The sequence below is a fragment of the Kitasatospora sp. NPDC053308 genome (genome assembly GCF_055585785.1).
The window spans coordinates 37,746-52,607 of record NZ_JBVJJY010000014.1 but is presented as its reverse complement, the minus strand read 5'-3'; the positions used below and the strand labels follow the sequence as shown (position 1 = coordinate 52,607).

The 14,862-nt window shown below is 74.5% G+C and carries 14 protein-coding genes; 5 read left to right on the top strand and 9 right to left on the bottom strand.

Annotated elements, in window-relative coordinates:
* Positions 1 to 112: 112 nt before the first annotated feature.
* Together ACZ6Y7_RS26795 and ACZ6Y7_RS26790 are read right to left on the bottom strand one after the other, a co-directional pair.
* Complete coding sequence (locus ACZ6Y7_RS26795) at positions 113 to 1,456, bottom strand: dicarboxylate/amino acid:cation symporter (RefSeq protein ID WP_465760489.1); 1,344 nt, start codon at positions 1,454 to 1,456, stop codon at positions 113 to 115.
* 98 nt (positions 1,457 to 1,554) lie between these two features.
* On the bottom strand, positions 1,555 to 1,707 hold the full coding sequence (locus ACZ6Y7_RS26790; RefSeq protein ID WP_465760488.1) for a hypothetical protein: 153 nt from the start codon (positions 1,705 to 1,707) through the stop codon (positions 1,555 to 1,557).
* A 210-nt stretch (positions 1,708 to 1,917) separates the two neighbouring features.
* Here ACZ6Y7_RS26790 and ACZ6Y7_RS26785 point away from each other — a divergent pair, with 210 nt between their 5' ends.
* Positions 1,918 to 3,129 carry an MFS transporter gene (locus ACZ6Y7_RS26785; protein WP_465760487.1) on the top strand — a complete coding sequence of 404 codons (1,212 nt, stop codon included), beginning with the start codon at positions 1,918 to 1,920 and terminating at the stop codon, positions 3,127 to 3,129.
* Positions 3,130 to 3,345: 216 nt separating this feature from the next.
* Here ACZ6Y7_RS26785 and ACZ6Y7_RS26780 read toward each other — a convergent pair whose 3' ends face one another.
* From ACZ6Y7_RS26780 to ACZ6Y7_RS26765, 4 genes are all read right to left on the bottom strand, one after another.
* On the bottom strand, positions 3,346 to 4,470 hold the full coding sequence (locus tag ACZ6Y7_RS26780; protein WP_465760486.1) for a LacI family DNA-binding transcriptional regulator: 1,125 nt from the start codon (positions 4,468 to 4,470) through the stop codon (positions 3,346 to 3,348).
* 44 nt (positions 4,471 to 4,514) lie between these two features.
* Entirely contained in the window at positions 4,515 to 4,859 is a 345-nt protein-coding gene (locus ACZ6Y7_RS26775; RefSeq protein ID WP_465760485.1) for a DUF4229 domain-containing protein, read from the bottom strand.
* Positions 4,860 to 5,041: 182 nt separating this feature from the next.
* A complete protein-coding gene (locus ACZ6Y7_RS26770; RefSeq protein ID WP_465760484.1) occupies positions 5,042 to 5,566 on the bottom strand; it encodes a GNAT family N-acetyltransferase in 525 nt (174 codons plus the stop codon).
* 160 nt (positions 5,567 to 5,726) lie between these two features.
* Positions 5,727 to 7,058 (bottom strand): MFS transporter, encoded by a 1,332-nt coding sequence (locus tag ACZ6Y7_RS26765; RefSeq protein WP_465760483.1) that lies wholly within the window; start codon positions 7,056 to 7,058, stop codon positions 5,727 to 5,729.
* 175 nt (positions 7,059 to 7,233) lie between these two features.
* Here ACZ6Y7_RS26765 and ACZ6Y7_RS26760 point away from each other — a divergent pair, with 175 nt between their 5' ends.
* A complete protein-coding gene (locus ACZ6Y7_RS26760; protein WP_465760482.1) occupies positions 7,234 to 8,205 on the top strand; it encodes a GlxA family transcriptional regulator in 972 nt (323 codons plus the stop codon).
* 596 nt (positions 8,206 to 8,801) lie between these two features.
* Here the strand turns inward: ACZ6Y7_RS26760 and ACZ6Y7_RS26755 are convergent.
* Complete coding sequence (locus ACZ6Y7_RS26755) at positions 8,802 to 9,281, bottom strand: ATP-binding protein (RefSeq protein ID WP_465760481.1); 480 nt, start codon at positions 9,279 to 9,281, stop codon at positions 8,802 to 8,804.
* A 649-nt stretch (positions 9,282 to 9,930) separates the two neighbouring features.
* Here ACZ6Y7_RS26755 and ACZ6Y7_RS26750 point away from each other — a divergent pair.
* A complete protein-coding gene (locus ACZ6Y7_RS26750) occupies positions 9,931 to 10,506 on the top strand; it encodes a sigma-70 family RNA polymerase sigma factor (protein ID WP_465760480.1) in 576 nt (191 codons plus the stop codon).
* Complete coding sequence (locus ACZ6Y7_RS26745; RefSeq protein WP_465760479.1) at positions 10,503 to 11,714, top strand: anti-sigma factor family protein; 1,212 nt, start codon at positions 10,503 to 10,505, stop codon at positions 11,712 to 11,714. Before ACZ6Y7_RS26750 ends, ACZ6Y7_RS26745 begins: the two co-directional genes overlap by 4 nt.
* Before the next feature lie 11 nt (positions 11,715 to 11,725).
* Here ACZ6Y7_RS26745 and purU read toward each other — a convergent pair whose 3' ends face one another.
* Both purU and ACZ6Y7_RS26735 read right to left on the bottom strand, forming a co-directional pair.
* Complete coding sequence (gene purU, locus ACZ6Y7_RS26740; protein WP_465760478.1) at positions 11,726 to 12,592, bottom strand: formyltetrahydrofolate deformylase; 867 nt, start codon at positions 12,590 to 12,592, stop codon at positions 11,726 to 11,728.
* 233 nt (positions 12,593 to 12,825) lie between these two features.
* Positions 12,826 to 13,260 carry an SCO4402 family protein gene (locus ACZ6Y7_RS26735; RefSeq protein ID WP_465760477.1) on the bottom strand — a complete coding sequence of 145 codons (435 nt, stop codon included), beginning with the start codon at positions 13,258 to 13,260 and terminating at the stop codon, positions 12,826 to 12,828.
* Between the two features lie 256 nt (positions 13,261 to 13,516).
* Between ACZ6Y7_RS26735 and ACZ6Y7_RS26730 the strand changes: the two genes are divergently transcribed.
* The gene (locus tag ACZ6Y7_RS26730) at positions 13,517 to 14,812 is read left to right on the top strand and encodes an ABC transporter substrate-binding protein (protein WP_465760476.1); all 1,296 of its coding nucleotides are present in this window, start codon (positions 13,517 to 13,519) and stop codon (positions 14,810 to 14,812) included.
* Positions 14,813 to 14,862: the final 50 nt, after the last annotated feature.

The window sequence follows — 14,862 nt, the reverse complement described above, 5'->3', positions numbered from 1 at the left end:
CCGGGGGAGGGCCCTTCCGTCGCACCGGGCCCGCCTGGTCCTCCCGGCGCCGGGCCGCGCCGAGGATCAGGCCGCGCCGCAGACCACGCCGGGGCTCAGACCACGCCGGGGCTCAGGCCGCCGTCGCGGCGGCCGGGGCGGCCGGGGCGGCAGACACCGGGGCGTCCGTGTCGTAGAGGTCGCCCGAGGGGTTGTTGTACGCCTCGACGTCCAGGATCTTCTCCCGGGCGGCGACCACGATCGGCACCAGCGCCTGGCCGGCGACATTGGTCGCGGTGCGCATCATGTCCAGGATCGGGTCGATGGCGAGCAGCAGGCCCACGCCCTCCAGCGGCAGGCCCAGGGTGGACAGGGTCAGCGTCAGCATGACGATCGCACCGGTGAGGCCCGCGGTGGCGGCGGAGCCGACCACCGAGACGAAGGCGATCAGGACGTAGTCCTTGATGCCGAGCTCGATGTTGTAGACCTGGGCGACGAAGATCGCGGCGATCGCCGGGTAGATCGCGGCGCAGCCGTCCATCTTGGTGGTGGCGCCGAACGGGACCGAGAACGACGCGTACTCGCTCGGGACGCCGAGGCGCTCGGTGACGCGGCGGGTGACCGGCAGGGTGCCGACCGAGGAGCGCGAGACGAAGGCCAGCTGGATCGCGGGCCAGGCGCCCTTGAAGAAGTGCAGCGGGTTGAGGCCCGCGGCGAAGCGCAGCAGCAGCGAGTAGACGACGAACAGGACCAGCGCGCAGCCGACGTAGATGTCGAGGGTCAGCGTGGCGAAGGGCTTGAGCAGGTCCCAGCCGTACTTGGCCACCGACTTGCCGATCAGGCCGAGGGTGCCGAGCGGGGAGAGCCGGATGACCCACCACAGCGCGGTCTGGGTCAGCTCCAGGACGGACTCGCTGAGCTTGAGGACCGGCTCGGCCTTCGCGCCGAGCTTGATGATCGCCGCACCGACCACGACCGCCAGGAAGACGATCTGCAGCACGTTCACCTTGGCGAAGGCGTCGACGACGTTGGTCGGGAAGATCCCGGTCAGGAAGTCGACCCAGGTGCCCTTGGAGTCGAGCGCCTTGAGGCCGTCGGTCTTGAGGTCGGTGCCCCGGCCGGGGTTGGTGAGCAGGCCGAGGCCCAGGCCGATGCCGACCGCGATCAGCGAGGTGATCATGAACCAGAGCAGCGTACGGGTGGCCAGCCGGGCCGCGTTGGTCACATTGCGCAGGTTGGCGACGCTCACCACGATCGCGGTGAACACCAGCGGCGGGACGGCCAGCTTGAGCAGCTGGACGAAGGTCTTGCCGATGGTCTCCAGGGTGGTGGCCAGCCAGGAGATGTCGGCGGACCGGGCCAGGTAGCCGAGGCCGACGCCGAGCACCAGGCCGGCGACGATCTGCACCCAGAACGGTGTCTTGCGGATACGGGCGAGCACGGACGGCGACGAGGTCGCCTCGGGCGCTGTGGACATGGGGGTGCGTCTCCGGGGGAGGGCGGGGCTGAACGGTGGGGTGTGGGGCGGAGCGGGCGGCACGACGCGGGGCCGGACGGGGAGGGTCGGGCCCCCGGTCAGGGGCGTGCCGCCCCGGTACAGCTCAGGGCGGTACGGCCGAGGGCGCGACAACGGCGCGGGCTGTCCACAGCACCGGTCGGAACGCAGGGGCGGGCGGCGGCGGGCTGCGAGCCCGGGCCGTGCATCCGCAGTGCGTCCGAGGTGGTCATGGCCGACACGTTAGCAGTAAAGGTTTGAGATGTTCAAAGTTGTTGTTTGAGATGACCTTCGATCCCCGGGCTCCAGCGACGACATCCGGACACGAACGAAGCTGACGCCCCATCAGCGCATCGCACCGGTCCGATTGACCGTCGATTGGTTATACGTATAACCTTGACAACGTCCCCGCCCCCGCCTGCCCACACCGGAGAGGAAGGCCGATGGGCTACCTCGCCCTGCTCCGTGCCCCGCACGTCACCCGCCTGCTGCTCGGCACCCTGCTCGGCCGCCTGCCCGCCGGCATGACCGCCCTGGTGATCGCCCTCGCCCTGCGCGAGGCCGGCGCACCGTACGGGCGGATCGGACTGGCCACCGCCGCGTACGCGATCTCCGCCGCCGTCGGCGGGCCGGTCCTCGGGCGGATCGTCGACCGCACCGGCCAGCCCCGTGTCCTGCTGCTCTCCGCCGTGGTGGCCGGCGGCGGGTACGCGCTGCTCGCGCTCGCCCCCGCCTCCCCGCTGGCCGCACCGGTCGGCGCCGCGATCGCCGGCCTCGCCATGCCCCCGCTGGAACCCTGCCTGCGCTCGCTCTGGCCGGACGTCGTCGAGGAGGAGCAGCTCGACACCGCGTACGCCTTCGACTCCGCCTCCCAGCAGATCCTCTACGTCGCGGGCCCGCTGGCCGTCGCCGGGATCGCCGGACTGTTCAGCCCCGTCGTCGCACTCTGGGTGGCCGCCGGGCTCGGCCTGGCCGGCGCGCTGATCGTGGCCACCGCCGCACCGGCCAAGGCCTGGCGCGCCCCGGTCCGCGCGCACTCCGCCGGACTGCTCGGCCCGCTGCGCTCCCCCGGCCTGGTGCTACTGCTGATCGGGCTGGCCGGCGCCGGCTGGGCGGTCGGCGCGCAGAACGTGCTGTTCATCGCCTACGCCGAGCACCACACCGGCGCGCTACCGGGCGGCGCGGGCACCCTGCTCGCACTGGCGGCGCTCGGCGGACTGCTCGGCGCGCTCGCCTACGGCGCGGTCGGGTGGCGGCAGACCACCGCCACCCGCACCTGGGTGATGGCGCTCGCGATGGCCGCCTCCTACCTGCCGCTGGTCACCCTGCCGGGGCCGTACCCGATAGCCGCGCTGGCCTTCCTGTCCGGGGTGATGCTGGCGCCGCTGCTCGCGGCGGCGTTCGTGCTGGTCGCCGAGCTGGCTCCGGCCGGCACGGTCACCGAAGCCTTCGCCTGGCTGGTGACGCTGTTCGCCACCGGCAACTCGCTCGGCTACGCGGTCTCCGGCAACCTCGCCGAGGGCTCGCTGCGCCAGGTCGCGCTCTGCGCGGCGGGCGGGATCGCGCTCGGCGGACTGCTGCTGTTCGGCGCCCGGCGGTGGTTCCACCCGACGCCCCTCGTGGCCGCCCCGGCCCAGCCCGTCCCGGTGGGCTGAGCCACCCGGTGGGCCGAGCCCACCCCCCTGAACGACCGTGCCCGCCGGTGGTCTGGCCGGCGGGCACGGTCCTGCTCCTCTTCCCCGCGGGATCGGCCGTGGCCACGCGTGAGGCCGCGGGCGGGCCGGCCGACGCCGGGGAACGCCGGAGCCCGGAGGGCCACAGTCGACCAGGCCACAGCCGGGCAACCCCCAGCAGGGCGGGCCGACGACGGATCAGGCCGACGCCGTCGAGGAGCGCAGCACCAGCGAGGTGGCCAGCGGCGCCACCGGCGCCACCCGCTCCCCGCGCAACAGGCCCGCCAGCGCGGCCGCGCCCGCCCGGCCCAGCTCCTCGCCGGGCAGGTCGACGGTGGTCAGCGGCGGGGCGAGCAGCGCGGCCACCGCGACGTTGTCCATGCCGACCACGGACAGGTCCTGCGGCACCCGCAACCCCAGTTCGGCGGCGGCCTGGTAGACCCCGGAGGCGACCACGTCGTCGTCGCAGATCACCGCGCGCGGCCGGTCCGCCCCTGCCAGCAGCTGCCCCGCCACGGTCCGCGCGGCCCGGTGGCCCTCGTTCAGGCTCACGCCGAACTCCACCACGTCCAGGCAGAGTTCCCGTACGGCCCGCTCGAAGGCGGCCTGCCGGACCCGGAAGGTGTGCGCGGCGTGGGTGGAGCGCAGCCGGCCGATCCGGCGGTGGCCGAGGGCCGCCAGGTGCTCGACGGCGGCGCGCATCCCGCCGGCCACGTCGAGCTCCACGGTCGGGCGGGACCGGTCGGTGTCCGGGTCGGCGTCCAGGAAGACGGCGGGGGTCTCCGGCGGCAGCTCGCCGAGCTGGCTGTCGTCCGGGGAGCAGATCAGCAGGCCGTCGAAGCGGCCCGCGGTGGCGGCATCGGCGAGGGTCGCGCTGCCCCAGCCCGAACTGACCACGACCGCCAGGCCGTTGCGGCCCGCCTCCTGGTGGACGCCCTCCAGCACCCGGCCGAAGAACGGCCCCTGGAGGTTCGGCACGGCGAGCAGCACCATCCCGCTGCGGCCCAGCCGCAGCTGCCGGCCGGCCGCCTGCGGGCGGTAACCGAGGCTGCGGGCGGCCTCGCGGACCCGCTGCCGGGTGGCCTCGGAGACCCGGCGACCGGCCTCGGCACCGGAGAAGACCAGCGACACGGTGGCCTGGGAGACCCCGGCGAGCCGGGCCACGTCCCGCCCGGTGGGCCGACGGACCGGCGCCGGCCAGGTCCCGAGCCCGCCCTCGGCCGACGGCGGCCCGGCCGGCAGCCCGTCGGACTGCCCGGGGGGCTGGTCGTCGGGCCGCCTGGACGGCTGCTCGGGCGAGACGGGGTCGGGGGTGGCGGGCACGGCGGCTGCGGCGGGGGCTCGGTGGTCGGGCGCGGGGCCGGAGATCAGCTCTGCTTGGCGGCGGCCGCGCGGGCGGCGTCGTCCGCGGCGTCCTCCTCGGCGTTCTGCACGGCGATCCGCTCGGCGGTCCGGCTGCGCAGCCCGGCGACCTTGCCGCTGATCTGGGCGGACATCTCGTCGCGCTGCTTGCTCAGCAGCGCGTAGCTGAGCGGTGCGGAGGCGACCGCGGCCAGCAGGAACAGGAAGATCACCCCGGCCTGACCGCTGACCGGGATGATGCCGAAGTGCCCGAGCAGGAGGGCCACCAGCAGACAGCCGAGGAAGATGCTGACCCGCAGGGAGGTGTAGCGGAGCGTGGCGTGCGACTTCTCCGGGCCGGTGCTGCTCACTGGGACACATCCTTCTCGTCGCGCGGGGGACCTGGCGGGCCGGTCCTCCAGTGAAGCATGCCTGACGGCCGGCGCGGGCGGGGCCCCTCTACGCGGAGCGGGCGGGCCGGGCGGACCGGTCACCGGACGAGTCACCGGACGGGTCACCATCCGGCCGTCCCCCGCCGCGTCGCGGCCAGTCGTCAGCGCAGGTCGAGCCACATGGTGACGTCGTCCCGGTCGTCCCCGGGGGCGACCCGGATCGCGGCCGGCACCCGGCCGACCTCCCGGTAGCCGCTGCGGGCGTAGAAGTCCTCCAGCCCCAGGCCGCCGCGCGCGGTGAGCCGCAGCGCCGCCAGGCCCCACTCCCGGGCGGTCCGCTCGGCCTCGGCGAGCAGCCCGGCGCCGTACCCGCGGCCCTGGCAGTCGGGGTGCACCATGACCCGCTTGAGCATGCGCCAGTGCTCCATCGGCCCGAAGCGCATCGACTCGAAGAACAGCAGCCCGACCAGCCGGCCGGTGTCGTCGTGCGCGACCAGCAGCCGGTCCGGGCCGTCCGGCGCGACGCCGGCGAACTGGCGCTCGGCGGTGTCCCACACCTCGTCCTCGGTGACCGGCGCCACGAAGCCGACCGCGCCGCCGGCGTTGGTGACGTCGGTCCAGAGCCGGACGATCTCCGTGCGCAGGTCGGGGTCGAGCTTCGGGTCCAGGGTGAAGGTGAGCGCCATGAGGCGGAGCCTAGACCTCCGCCCCGACAGGGCCGACAGGCGGACGGCTCCGCGCGCGGACAGCCGGGCAGGCGGGCGGACCGGCAGCGGCACCGCGTCTGCGGCCCGCCGGCGGCCCACCCGCCCGCCGCTGGGCCGCACCCGCCCGCCCCCGCCGGCCTCACCCGAGCGCCGGCACCGCCCGGTCGGTCCGTCCGCTGCGCAGCGCCAGGCAGAGCCCGACCGCGACCGCGCACAGCCCGCCGGCGCCGTACCAGGTCAGGTCGTAGTTGCCGAGCGCGTCACGGGCCAGCCCGGCCAGGCCCGCGACGACGGCCGCGCCGATCTGGTGGCTGGCCAGCACCCAGCCGAAGACGATCGGGGCGTCCTCGCCGAAGTGCCGGCGGCACAGCGTGACAGTCGGCGGCACGGTGGCGACCCAGTCCAGGCCGTAGAAGACCACGAAGGCGAGGATCGGCGGGTGCAGCGAGCCGGCCAGCAGCTGCGGCAGCAGGAGCAGGGACAGGCCGCGCAGCCCGTAGTAGACCGTCAGCAGCACCCGGGAGTCGACCCGGTCGGTGAGCCAGCCGCTGAAGACGGTGCCGACCACGTCGAAGACGCCGATCAGGGCGAGCAGGCTCGCGGCGGTGGTGACCGGCATGCCGTGGTCGTGCGCGGCCGGGATGAAGTGGGTGCCGACCAGGCCGGCCGTGGTGGCGCCGCAGATCGCGAAGGATCCGGCCAGCAGCCAGAACGGCCGGGTCCGGGCGGCGTCGCGCAGCACCCGCAGCGAGCGGGCCAGGGCCCGGCCGTCGGTGACGGGCGGTGCGGGCTCCTCGGTGGCGCCGTACGGGAGCAGGCCGATGTCGGCGGGCCGTTCGCGCATCAGCAGCAGGACGGGGACGGCGACGGCGCTGGCGGCGAGCGAGACCACGACCACCGCCGAGCGCCAGCCGTGCTGTTCGACCAGCCAGGCGCCGACCGGCAGGAAGACCAGGTTCCCGGCCGCGCCGGCGGCGGTCAGCACGCCGGTGACCAGGCCCTGGCGGGCCCGGAACCAGCGGCCGGTGATGGTGGTGGCGAAGGCGCCGGCCATCGAACCGCTGCCGAGCCCGACCAGCACGCCCCAGCAGAGCACCAGTTGCCAGGGCTCGCGCATCAGCATGGTGAGCCCGGAGCCGACCGAGATGGTCAGCAGCGCGCAGACCACCACCAGGCGAACCCCGAACCGGTCCATCAGCGCGGCGGCGAAGGGGGCGGTGAGGCCGTAGAGGGTCAGGTTGACGGAGGTGGCGCTGGAGATCGTCCCGAGGGACCAGCCGAACTCGTTGTGCAGGGCGTCCATCATCAGGCTCGGCGTGGAGCGGAAGCCGGCCGAGCCGAGCAGGACGAGCAGGGCGACGCCGGCCACCACCCAGGCGTAGTGCACCCGGGGGCGCTCGGCCGGAGCGGGCCGTGCGGGGGCGTGCGGATCGGGGACGGGCGTGGGGGTGAGGGCGCTGCGTTCGGTCACGCGGACGAGTGTCCCGGGCCGCTGCGGCCCGGACGAGTGGCCTGAATGACAGCTTTCGCAAGAATCGGGCCACGGCCTGGCGTACGCTGGCCCGGCCCCGTCCGCACGCGCCCCTCGACTCCCGCCCTCGCCCGCCCGCCCACAGCCACCCGCAGCCACACCGGAGGAGGACCCGATGGCGCACCTGGTCGCGGTACTCGCCCTGAAGGGCGTGATCGCCTTCGAACTCGGCATCCCGGCCCGCATCTTCGGGGGTGCCAAGGATCCCTCCGGACAACCCCTCTACGAGGTGGCCACCTGCACCCTGGACGGGCGGCCCATCGCCACCAGCGCCGACTTCCGGGTCGCGGTCGACCACGGGCCCGAACTCCTGGAGCGGGCCGACACCGTGGTGATCCCGGCGTCCGCGGATTCCAGCCCGGAGGTCGCCGACGCCTGCTTCACCCCGGAGCTGGCCGCCGCGCTGACCCGGATCCGCCCCGGCACCCGGCTGATGTCGATCTGCACCGGCTCCTTCATCCTGGCCGCCGCCGGTCTGCTGGACGGCCGCCCGGCCACCACCCACTGGCGCTACACCGAGCGCTTCGCCCGGCTGTTCCCCGCGGTGCGGCTCGACCCCGACGTGCTCTACACCGACGACGGCGACATCCTCACCTCCGGCGGCGTCGCCGCCGGGGTGGACCTCTGCCTGCACGTGGTGCGCCGCGACCACGGCAGCGCGGTGGCCAACGCGGTGGCCCGCAACTGCCTGGTGCCGCCGTGGCGCGAAGGCGGCCAGAAGCAGTACGTGGACGCGCCGAGCCCGGTGGACACCGACGGCCCCGGCACCGCGCCGGTCCGCGCCTGGGCGCTGGAGCACCTGGACCAGCCGCTCACCCTGCGCCGGCTCGCCGACCGGGCGGGCATGAGCGTACGGACCTTCACCCGGCGCTTCCGCGAGGAGACCGGTGCCAGCCCCGGCCAGTGGATCACCACCCAGCGCACCGAGCGGGCCCGGCAACTGCTGGAGCGGACCGATCTGACGATCGACCAGATCGCCCGGGAGTCCGGCTTCGGCACCGCCGCCTCGCTGCGGCTGCAGTTGCGCGGGCGGCTCGACGTGGCCCCGAGCGCCTACCGGCGCACCTTCCGCGCCGTCCCCCGGTAGCCACCGATCCCCGACGGCACCCCTCGGCGGCGTCCGGCGAGCGAACACCGACCAGCGGACACCGACCAGCGGACACCGGCCAGCGAACTCCGGCGAGCGACCGCCGGAGAACGGACTCCCTCGGAGGAACCTCGCCGGACGAACCCTGCCGGGGGAGTCCCGTCGGAGGAGTCCCGTCGCCCAACACCCGCGCCGCGAGCCGGAACACGATCGCCAGGTGGCCGGATCCGTACGTCCCGGAGCGGCACAGTGGATGGCGGCGAGCCGCGCGCACCCCGAGCGCGGACCGGCAGGCCGCCATCCAACCGCGACACGCGGGCCCTGAACCCGCGTCGCGGCCTCCGCACTCGCCGAGGAGCGGCCCGTGACCGACAGTCCGCGGACCCCCTCGCTGACACGATCCCCCTGGACAGCGGCACCGCGGCGGCGGACGGACGTCCCCTCGGCGTCCCCTCGCGACGGAGAGCCGCACCCAAGCGTGATCAGTCGGATACGTCACGTCAATGGGTAGTCCGAAATTCGGAATGGTTGCGTCACCTTTCGGCCGGTGATCGCCGGGGGTGATCGGCACCGCTCTCCGGCCGCCCCGGAAGCCCCTATTGCGCCAAAGCCGCCCAGTCCACGTCCGCCAGCGGATCGGCCGGCCGGGCGTCGGCACCGATCTCGCACCAGACCCGCTTGCCCGAGCCGTCCGGGTACCACCCCCAGCGCTCGCAGAGCAGCTCGACCAGCTCCAGACCGCGCCCGTTGGTCGCGTCCTCGTCCGCGCCGGCGTGCCGCGGGGCGGGTGCGGTCAGGCTCGCGTCGGCGACCTCCACCCGCAGCGGGACGGCCCGGCAGGCGCGCTCCTCCTCCGTGCCCTCGGTCACCGGCAGGCAGAGCCGCAGCACGGCCGGACACCCGGTGTGCACCACGGCGTTGGTCACCAGCTCCGAGACCACCAGCACCACCGTCTCGGCCATCGGCGCCTCCGGGTCCACCCCGTGGTTCAACAGCCGCGAGCGCACCCAACGGCGGGCCCGGCCGACCTCGGCGGGGTCCGCCTGCACCGCCAGCTGTACCTGAAGAACCTGCACCGCTCCACCACCCGCACTCGCAGTTCGGCCTAAGTCCCGATCGGGCCGGATCGACCGGCCGACGGGCCCGCACACTCCGCCCGGCGCCACCCGAGCCGCCTCCGGGCGCCCGCCCGGCCCGTCCACCGCGCCCACTCGTCCGCGCCGACTCGTCGGTCGCGCACCGGCCGCGACACGAATACGCCTCAGGATGGGCGGGCGGGAGGACCGCAGCAAGCGCTTCGGGCATATTCCGGCGATCGGGGGACAGGGCAGTGCATACTGTCCCGCTCACTCTCGCGAGCCTCGTACCGGCGCTCGTCCGGCCGGGCCGACCCGCCGGTCCCGCTGTCGGGAACCTACCGCCGCGCGCCCCCGGCGCCCCGCCCGCCACTCGCGAACCACCCCTGCGACATATGTCCAACGGCTCTCGAACAGCGGCCCCGACGGACCTCCCCCGAGCTGACCGCCGCACCACGCGCCGATCCGCGCCGGTCCCGCCACGGTCCCACCGCGGCCCCGCCCCGTTACCACGGTCCGCCCCGAACGGCGCCCGCTCCCGACGATCCGCGAGGACCGGTTCCGTTCTTGCCGGATTCCCTCCCGCCGCGCACCGGCCGCAAGATACCGTTGGGTAAGCCAGCGGACCCGGGCAGGAGGGTGGTTCCCGATGGCCACCCAGGAGCGGCCCCCACGCTGGGACGAGCAGCTGCAGCACCGCCTCGCGCGCGGCGAGGAGACCGCGCTCGGCGAACTCTACGACCAGCTCGCGCCGATGGTGCACGGCCTGGCCGGGCGGATACTCGCCGACCAGACGGCCGCCGCCCAGCTCACCCGGGAGATCTTCGCCCACGTCTGGGAGCACCCCGAGGACTTCGACCCCGCCCGGGGCTCCCTGCGCTCCTGGCTCGGCGCGCTCACCCACGCCCGCGCCGTCGAACGGCTGCGGGTGCGGCGGGCCACCGAACACCTTCCGGGCGGCGACGCCCTGGGCGCCGAGGCGGAGATCCGCGCCGTCGCCACCGCCGCGCGCGTCCAGTACGTGGTCGACTCCCTGCCCCAGACCCTGCGTGAGACCATCGCGGTGACGTACTACGACGGCCGCACCTACCGGGAGACGGCCAGGCTGCTCGGCATCAGCGAGCAGGCCGCCAAGCAGCGGATGCGGCTCGGACTGGAGCTGCTGGCCACCGAACTGGCCGAGGAGCGCGCCCGCCAGGACGAAGCCGGGGACGGGGAGACGTGAGCAGCACCGAGGAGCAGCACGACGCCCTGCGCTCGCTGCTCGGCGCCTGGGCCCTCGGCGCCTGCCCGGCCCACGAGGCCGCCGATCTGGAACGGCACCTGCGCGGGTGCCCGGAGTGCGCCGAGGAGGCGGCCCGGCTGCGCGAAGCGGCCGGCTGGCTCTCCCTGGACGAGCCGCTGGACCAGCCCGGCCCGCTGCGCCAGCAGGTGCTCGACTGGTGCCTGGCCCGCCGTCCGGCCGAACTGCCCGTCCCCGCCTGGGGCGTGCCGTACACCGCGGAGACCGCCAAGCTCGACGCGTTGCTGCGCGACCTCGGTCCTGAGGAGTGGCAGGAGGTGGCCGAACTGCCGTGGCACGGCGGCACCGAGCGGCTGCGCCCGGCGGAGGTGCTCGGCCGGCTGACCGCCGTGGACGGCTTCCTGGCGCTCGCCCTCGGCCTGCCCGATCCGGTGCCGACCGGTCCTGGCGCTCGGGAGACGGCCGCCGAACGCCGGGTGCCGCCGCAGGATCCGGCCCGGTCGGCCGCGCCGCCGCGCGTCCCGCCGCAGGGCGGCCCGTACGGCGTGATCACCGCGCGCACCGCCCGGTTGCTCGCCGACCAGGGCGCGCTGGCCCCGCAGTCGGTGCGCTCCCGGTGGCGGCGGCAGACCCACGACCTGGTGCGCAGCGCCGCCCTCACCCCGCAGGGCAACACCCCGGTCGACTACGGCGACTCGGTGCTGCCGCTGCGCGACGCCTTCGTGGACCGCGCCCTGGAGTGCTACGTGTACGGCGAGGACGTGGCCCGGGCCGTCGCCTACCCGTACGACCCGCCGGCGCCGCAGCACCTGCGGCAGATGGTGGAGTTGGTGGTCCGGCTGCTCCCCCGGGCGCTGGACGTCCTGCGCGCCGCCCGCCCCGAGCACGCCGGGGCCGCGACCGCGCCGACCGTACCGGACGGCGGCGGCACCGGAACCGGCCGGCGGCTGCGGCTGGTGGTCGACGGCCCGGCGAGCGGCGAGTGGCTGGTCCCGCTGGACGGCGCCGTCGGCCCGGACGCGGCGGCGCCCGGCGGGGAGCCGGTGGCCTCGATGGTGCTGGACGGCCTGGAGCTCTGCCAGTTGGCCGCCGCGCACCGCGACCCGGACCGGCTGCCGGTCGGCGAGCACGGCGACCGGGCCGCGGTCCGCGCGGTGCTGCACGCGCTCCCGCTGCTGTCGCGTCCCTGAAGCGGCAGGACCTACGCGAAGACGACCGTGCGGGAGCCGTCGAGCAGCACCCGGTGCTCGCTGTGCCACTTCACCGCACGGGCCAGCGCCTGGCACTCGACGTCCCGGCCGATCGCGACCAGCTGGTCCGGGCTGACGTCGTGGGTGACCCGGGCCACCTCCTGCTCGATGATCGGGCCCTCGTCCAGGTCGGCGGTGACGTAGTGCGCGGTGGCCCCGATCAGCTTCACGCCGCGGGCGTGCGCCTGGTGGTACGGCTTGGCGCCCTTGAAGCTCGGCAGGAAGGAGTGGTGGATGTTGATCACACGGCCGGACAGCTCGGTGCACAGCTGGTCGGAGAGCACCTGCATGTAGCGGGCCAGCACGACCAGTTCGACCTGCTCCTTGGCGACCAGGTCCAGCAGCCGCTGCTCGGCCTCCGCCTTGGTGTCCTTGGTCACCGGGATGTGGTGGAAGGGGATGCCGTAGCTCTCGGTCAGCTGCTGGAGGTCGGTGTGGTTGGAGACCACCGCGGCGATCTCCACCGGCAGGGCGCCGATCCGGGTGCGGTAGAGCAGGTCGTTCAGGCAGTGCCCGAACTTGCTGACCATGAGGATGATCCGCATCCGCTCCTCGGTCGGGTGGATCTGCCAGTCCATCGCGAAGGAGGCGCCGATCGCGGCGAAGCTGGCCCGCAGCTTCTCCGCGGTGACCTGCTCGGGGGCGGAGAAGTGCACCCGCATGAAGAAGAGTCCGCTGTCGCCGTCCCCGAACTGCTGGCTGTCGATGATGTTGCAGCCGGTCATGAAGAGGTAGCTGGAGACAGCGTGGACGATGCCCTGCTTGTCGGGGCAGGACAGCGTGAGGACGTACTGGGCGCCGGCCGGCTGCTGTTCCACTTTGGGTGTATCCCGTTCTGAGCTCGTGACGTGCGTGGACGGTCCAGCGTGTCACATCCTGGACACTCGCCGCCCCGCTGCCCGTACTGCGGGACGGCGGCGTCCGCCCCGGCCGACCCGCCGGCCCGGCCGGCCCCGGGAACGGGCGCCGGGTGCCGGGTGCCGGGTGCCGGGTGCCGGGTGCCGGGTGCCGGGCGCCGGGTGCCGGGAGCGGGACCGGCCGGCCCCGGCGCTCAGACCTGGGTGAGGATGCGCAGCACGTCCAGCGACTTGGGCGCCGCGTCCGGGTCGTCCCCGTCGCCGACGGCCAGCAGGACGTGCGCCTCGCGGGCGGCCCGGACGGTCTCCGGCCAGCCCGGGTGGCCGAGGTAGGCGGAGGCCGGGGCGTCCGCGCCGACCTCGTGCAGCAGCCGCACCGCCCGCAGCACCGCGACGTCGACCAGCGCGGCCTCGGCGGAGTCACGGAAGATCGTGCCCACGTACTTCTCGGCGGACCAGCGGTCCAGCCAGGTGTCCTCGACCAGCCGGTAGACGGCGTCGGTCACGTCCCCGTACCCCTCCCGGCCGGACAGCCAGGCCTCCTGCTGGAAGACGGGGTCGGACAGCATGTGCAGCGCCGAGCGCAGTCGGGCTCGCCAGCGCCACCAGGGCAGGTCGTTGAGCGGCATGCCGCCCATCGTGCTGGAGCGGTGGCCCGGACGAGAAGGGTTTCGGGCGTACCGGTGCGAAGAATCTGTGCTGGCGGACATGGTGAGCGATCGTACGTTCCCTGTCCGTTCGTACTCCACTCGCGATCTACACGCGTACCGGTACGGATTTCGGCTGCCGTTGGTGAACCGTTCACATTTCGGCCCTCTCGGCGTGTGGCACCGGGGCTTGGCTGTCTCCGGTGCGCCGGAGTGCGCCCAGAGAGAGGGAAGACCGATGACCAGCCGAAGGGACTCGTTCCAGGGCCGTCCCCCGTCCGGGCGGCGCCGCCGCCGTCCGATCGCCGCCGCCGTGACCGCGGCCGCGTTACTCCCCACCCTCCTCTCGGCCTCCGCGTGCGGCGGACCGGCCGACGCCGCCGGCGGCGACGACCTGACGGTGATGACCTGGGCCCCGTCCGGCACCGGAACCGCCGACCGGCCGGGCATGACCGCGCTCGCCTCCGCGATCGGCCAGGACGTCAACATCAAGGGCGGGCTGAACGGCCGCCGACTGCGGGTGCTCACCTGCAACGAGCGCAACAGCGCCGACGGCGCCCGCGCCTGCGCCCAGCAGGCGGTGGACGCCAAGGTCGTCGCGGTGATCGGCTCGTACAGCCAGTGGGGCGAGGCCTTCATGCCGGTGCTGGAGCGCGCCGGGATCCCGCTGATCGGCGGATACGGCCTCTCCCAGCCGGAGTTCTCCAGCCCGCTGTCCTACCCGGTGGACGGCGGCCTGCCGGCGCTGATCGCCGGCAACGGCCGCCAGCTGGTGGAGGCCGGCTGCAAGACCGTCGCCCTGGTCCGCCCGGACACCCCGGCCGGCGACAACCTGCTCGGCTACCTGGGCAACGCGCTGCGCCCCGCCGGGATCAGGCTGCAGGACGTGAAGGCGCCCGAGCAGTCCTCCGACTACACCCAGGTGGCCCGCAAGGCGATCGGCAAGGACGAGGCGGGCAACTGCGTCACCAGCGCCCTGGCCGCCCTGCCCACCGGCAACCTGCTCGACTCCTACCGCCGGCTGAACCCGAAGAACACCCGGATCGCCTCGGTGATCGGCAGCGTCCAGCAGTCCGTGGTCGACTCCACCGGCGGCGACACCGGCCCGCTCGGCGGCGCCTACGTCACCAGCTGGTACCCGCCGGAGTCGGCGAAGATCTGGGACGGGCTGCGCGCGGTGGTGCGCGCCGACACCACCGGCGGGAACACCATCGACGTCTCCGACCCCGGGGTGCAGACCACCTGGGTCGCCTACGAGGTGTTCCGCACGGTGACGCAGAAGCTGTCGGAGGCGGGCAAGCCGGTCACCTCGAAGTCCGTCACCGGGCTGCTGGACGCCGGCGAGGGCATCGACACCGGGATCACCCCGCCGCTGAACTGGGGCGGCACCAACATGCTGCCCAGCACCGAGTCGCCCCGGCTGGTGAACACCTGGGTCACCTACCAGGTGGTCAAGAACGGCCGGATGACCCTGCAGCAGCCGGGCTTCGTGGACATCCGCTGGGCGCTCACCGGAGGCCGCCCGCCGGCCTGACACGCGAGGGGCGGGCCCGCCGGAGGCCCCGCCCCGCCCGCCCGTCCTGC

Bases quoted from the DNA above. Each gene is read 5' to 3' on its own strand.
- ACZ6Y7_RS26795 (WP_465760489.1), bottom strand. From the start codon at position 1,456: ATGTCCACAGCGCCCGAGGCGACCTCGTCGCCGTCCGTGCTCGCCCGT.
- ACZ6Y7_RS26790 (WP_465760488.1), bottom strand. From the start codon at position 1,707: ATGACCACCTCGGACGCACTGCGGATGCACGGCCCGGGCTCGCAGCCC.
- ACZ6Y7_RS26785 (WP_465760487.1), top strand. From the start codon at position 1,918: ATGGGCTACCTCGCCCTGCTCCGTGCCCCGCACGTCACCCGCCTGCTG.
- ACZ6Y7_RS26770 (WP_465760484.1), bottom strand. From the start codon at position 5,566: ATGGCGCTCACCTTCACCCTGGACCCGAAGCTCGACCCCGACCTGCGC.
- ACZ6Y7_RS26760 (WP_465760482.1), top strand. From the start codon at position 7,234: ATGGCGCACCTGGTCGCGGTACTCGCCCTGAAGGGCGTGATCGCCTTC.
- ACZ6Y7_RS26750 (WP_465760480.1), top strand. From the start codon at position 9,931: ATGGCCACCCAGGAGCGGCCCCCACGCTGGGACGAGCAGCTGCAGCAC.
- ACZ6Y7_RS26735 (WP_465760477.1), bottom strand. From the start codon at position 13,260: ATGCCGCTCAACGACCTGCCCTGGTGGCGCTGGCGAGCCCGACTGCGC.
- ACZ6Y7_RS26730 (WP_465760476.1), top strand. From the start codon at position 13,517: ATGACCAGCCGAAGGGACTCGTTCCAGGGCCGTCCCCCGTCCGGGCGG.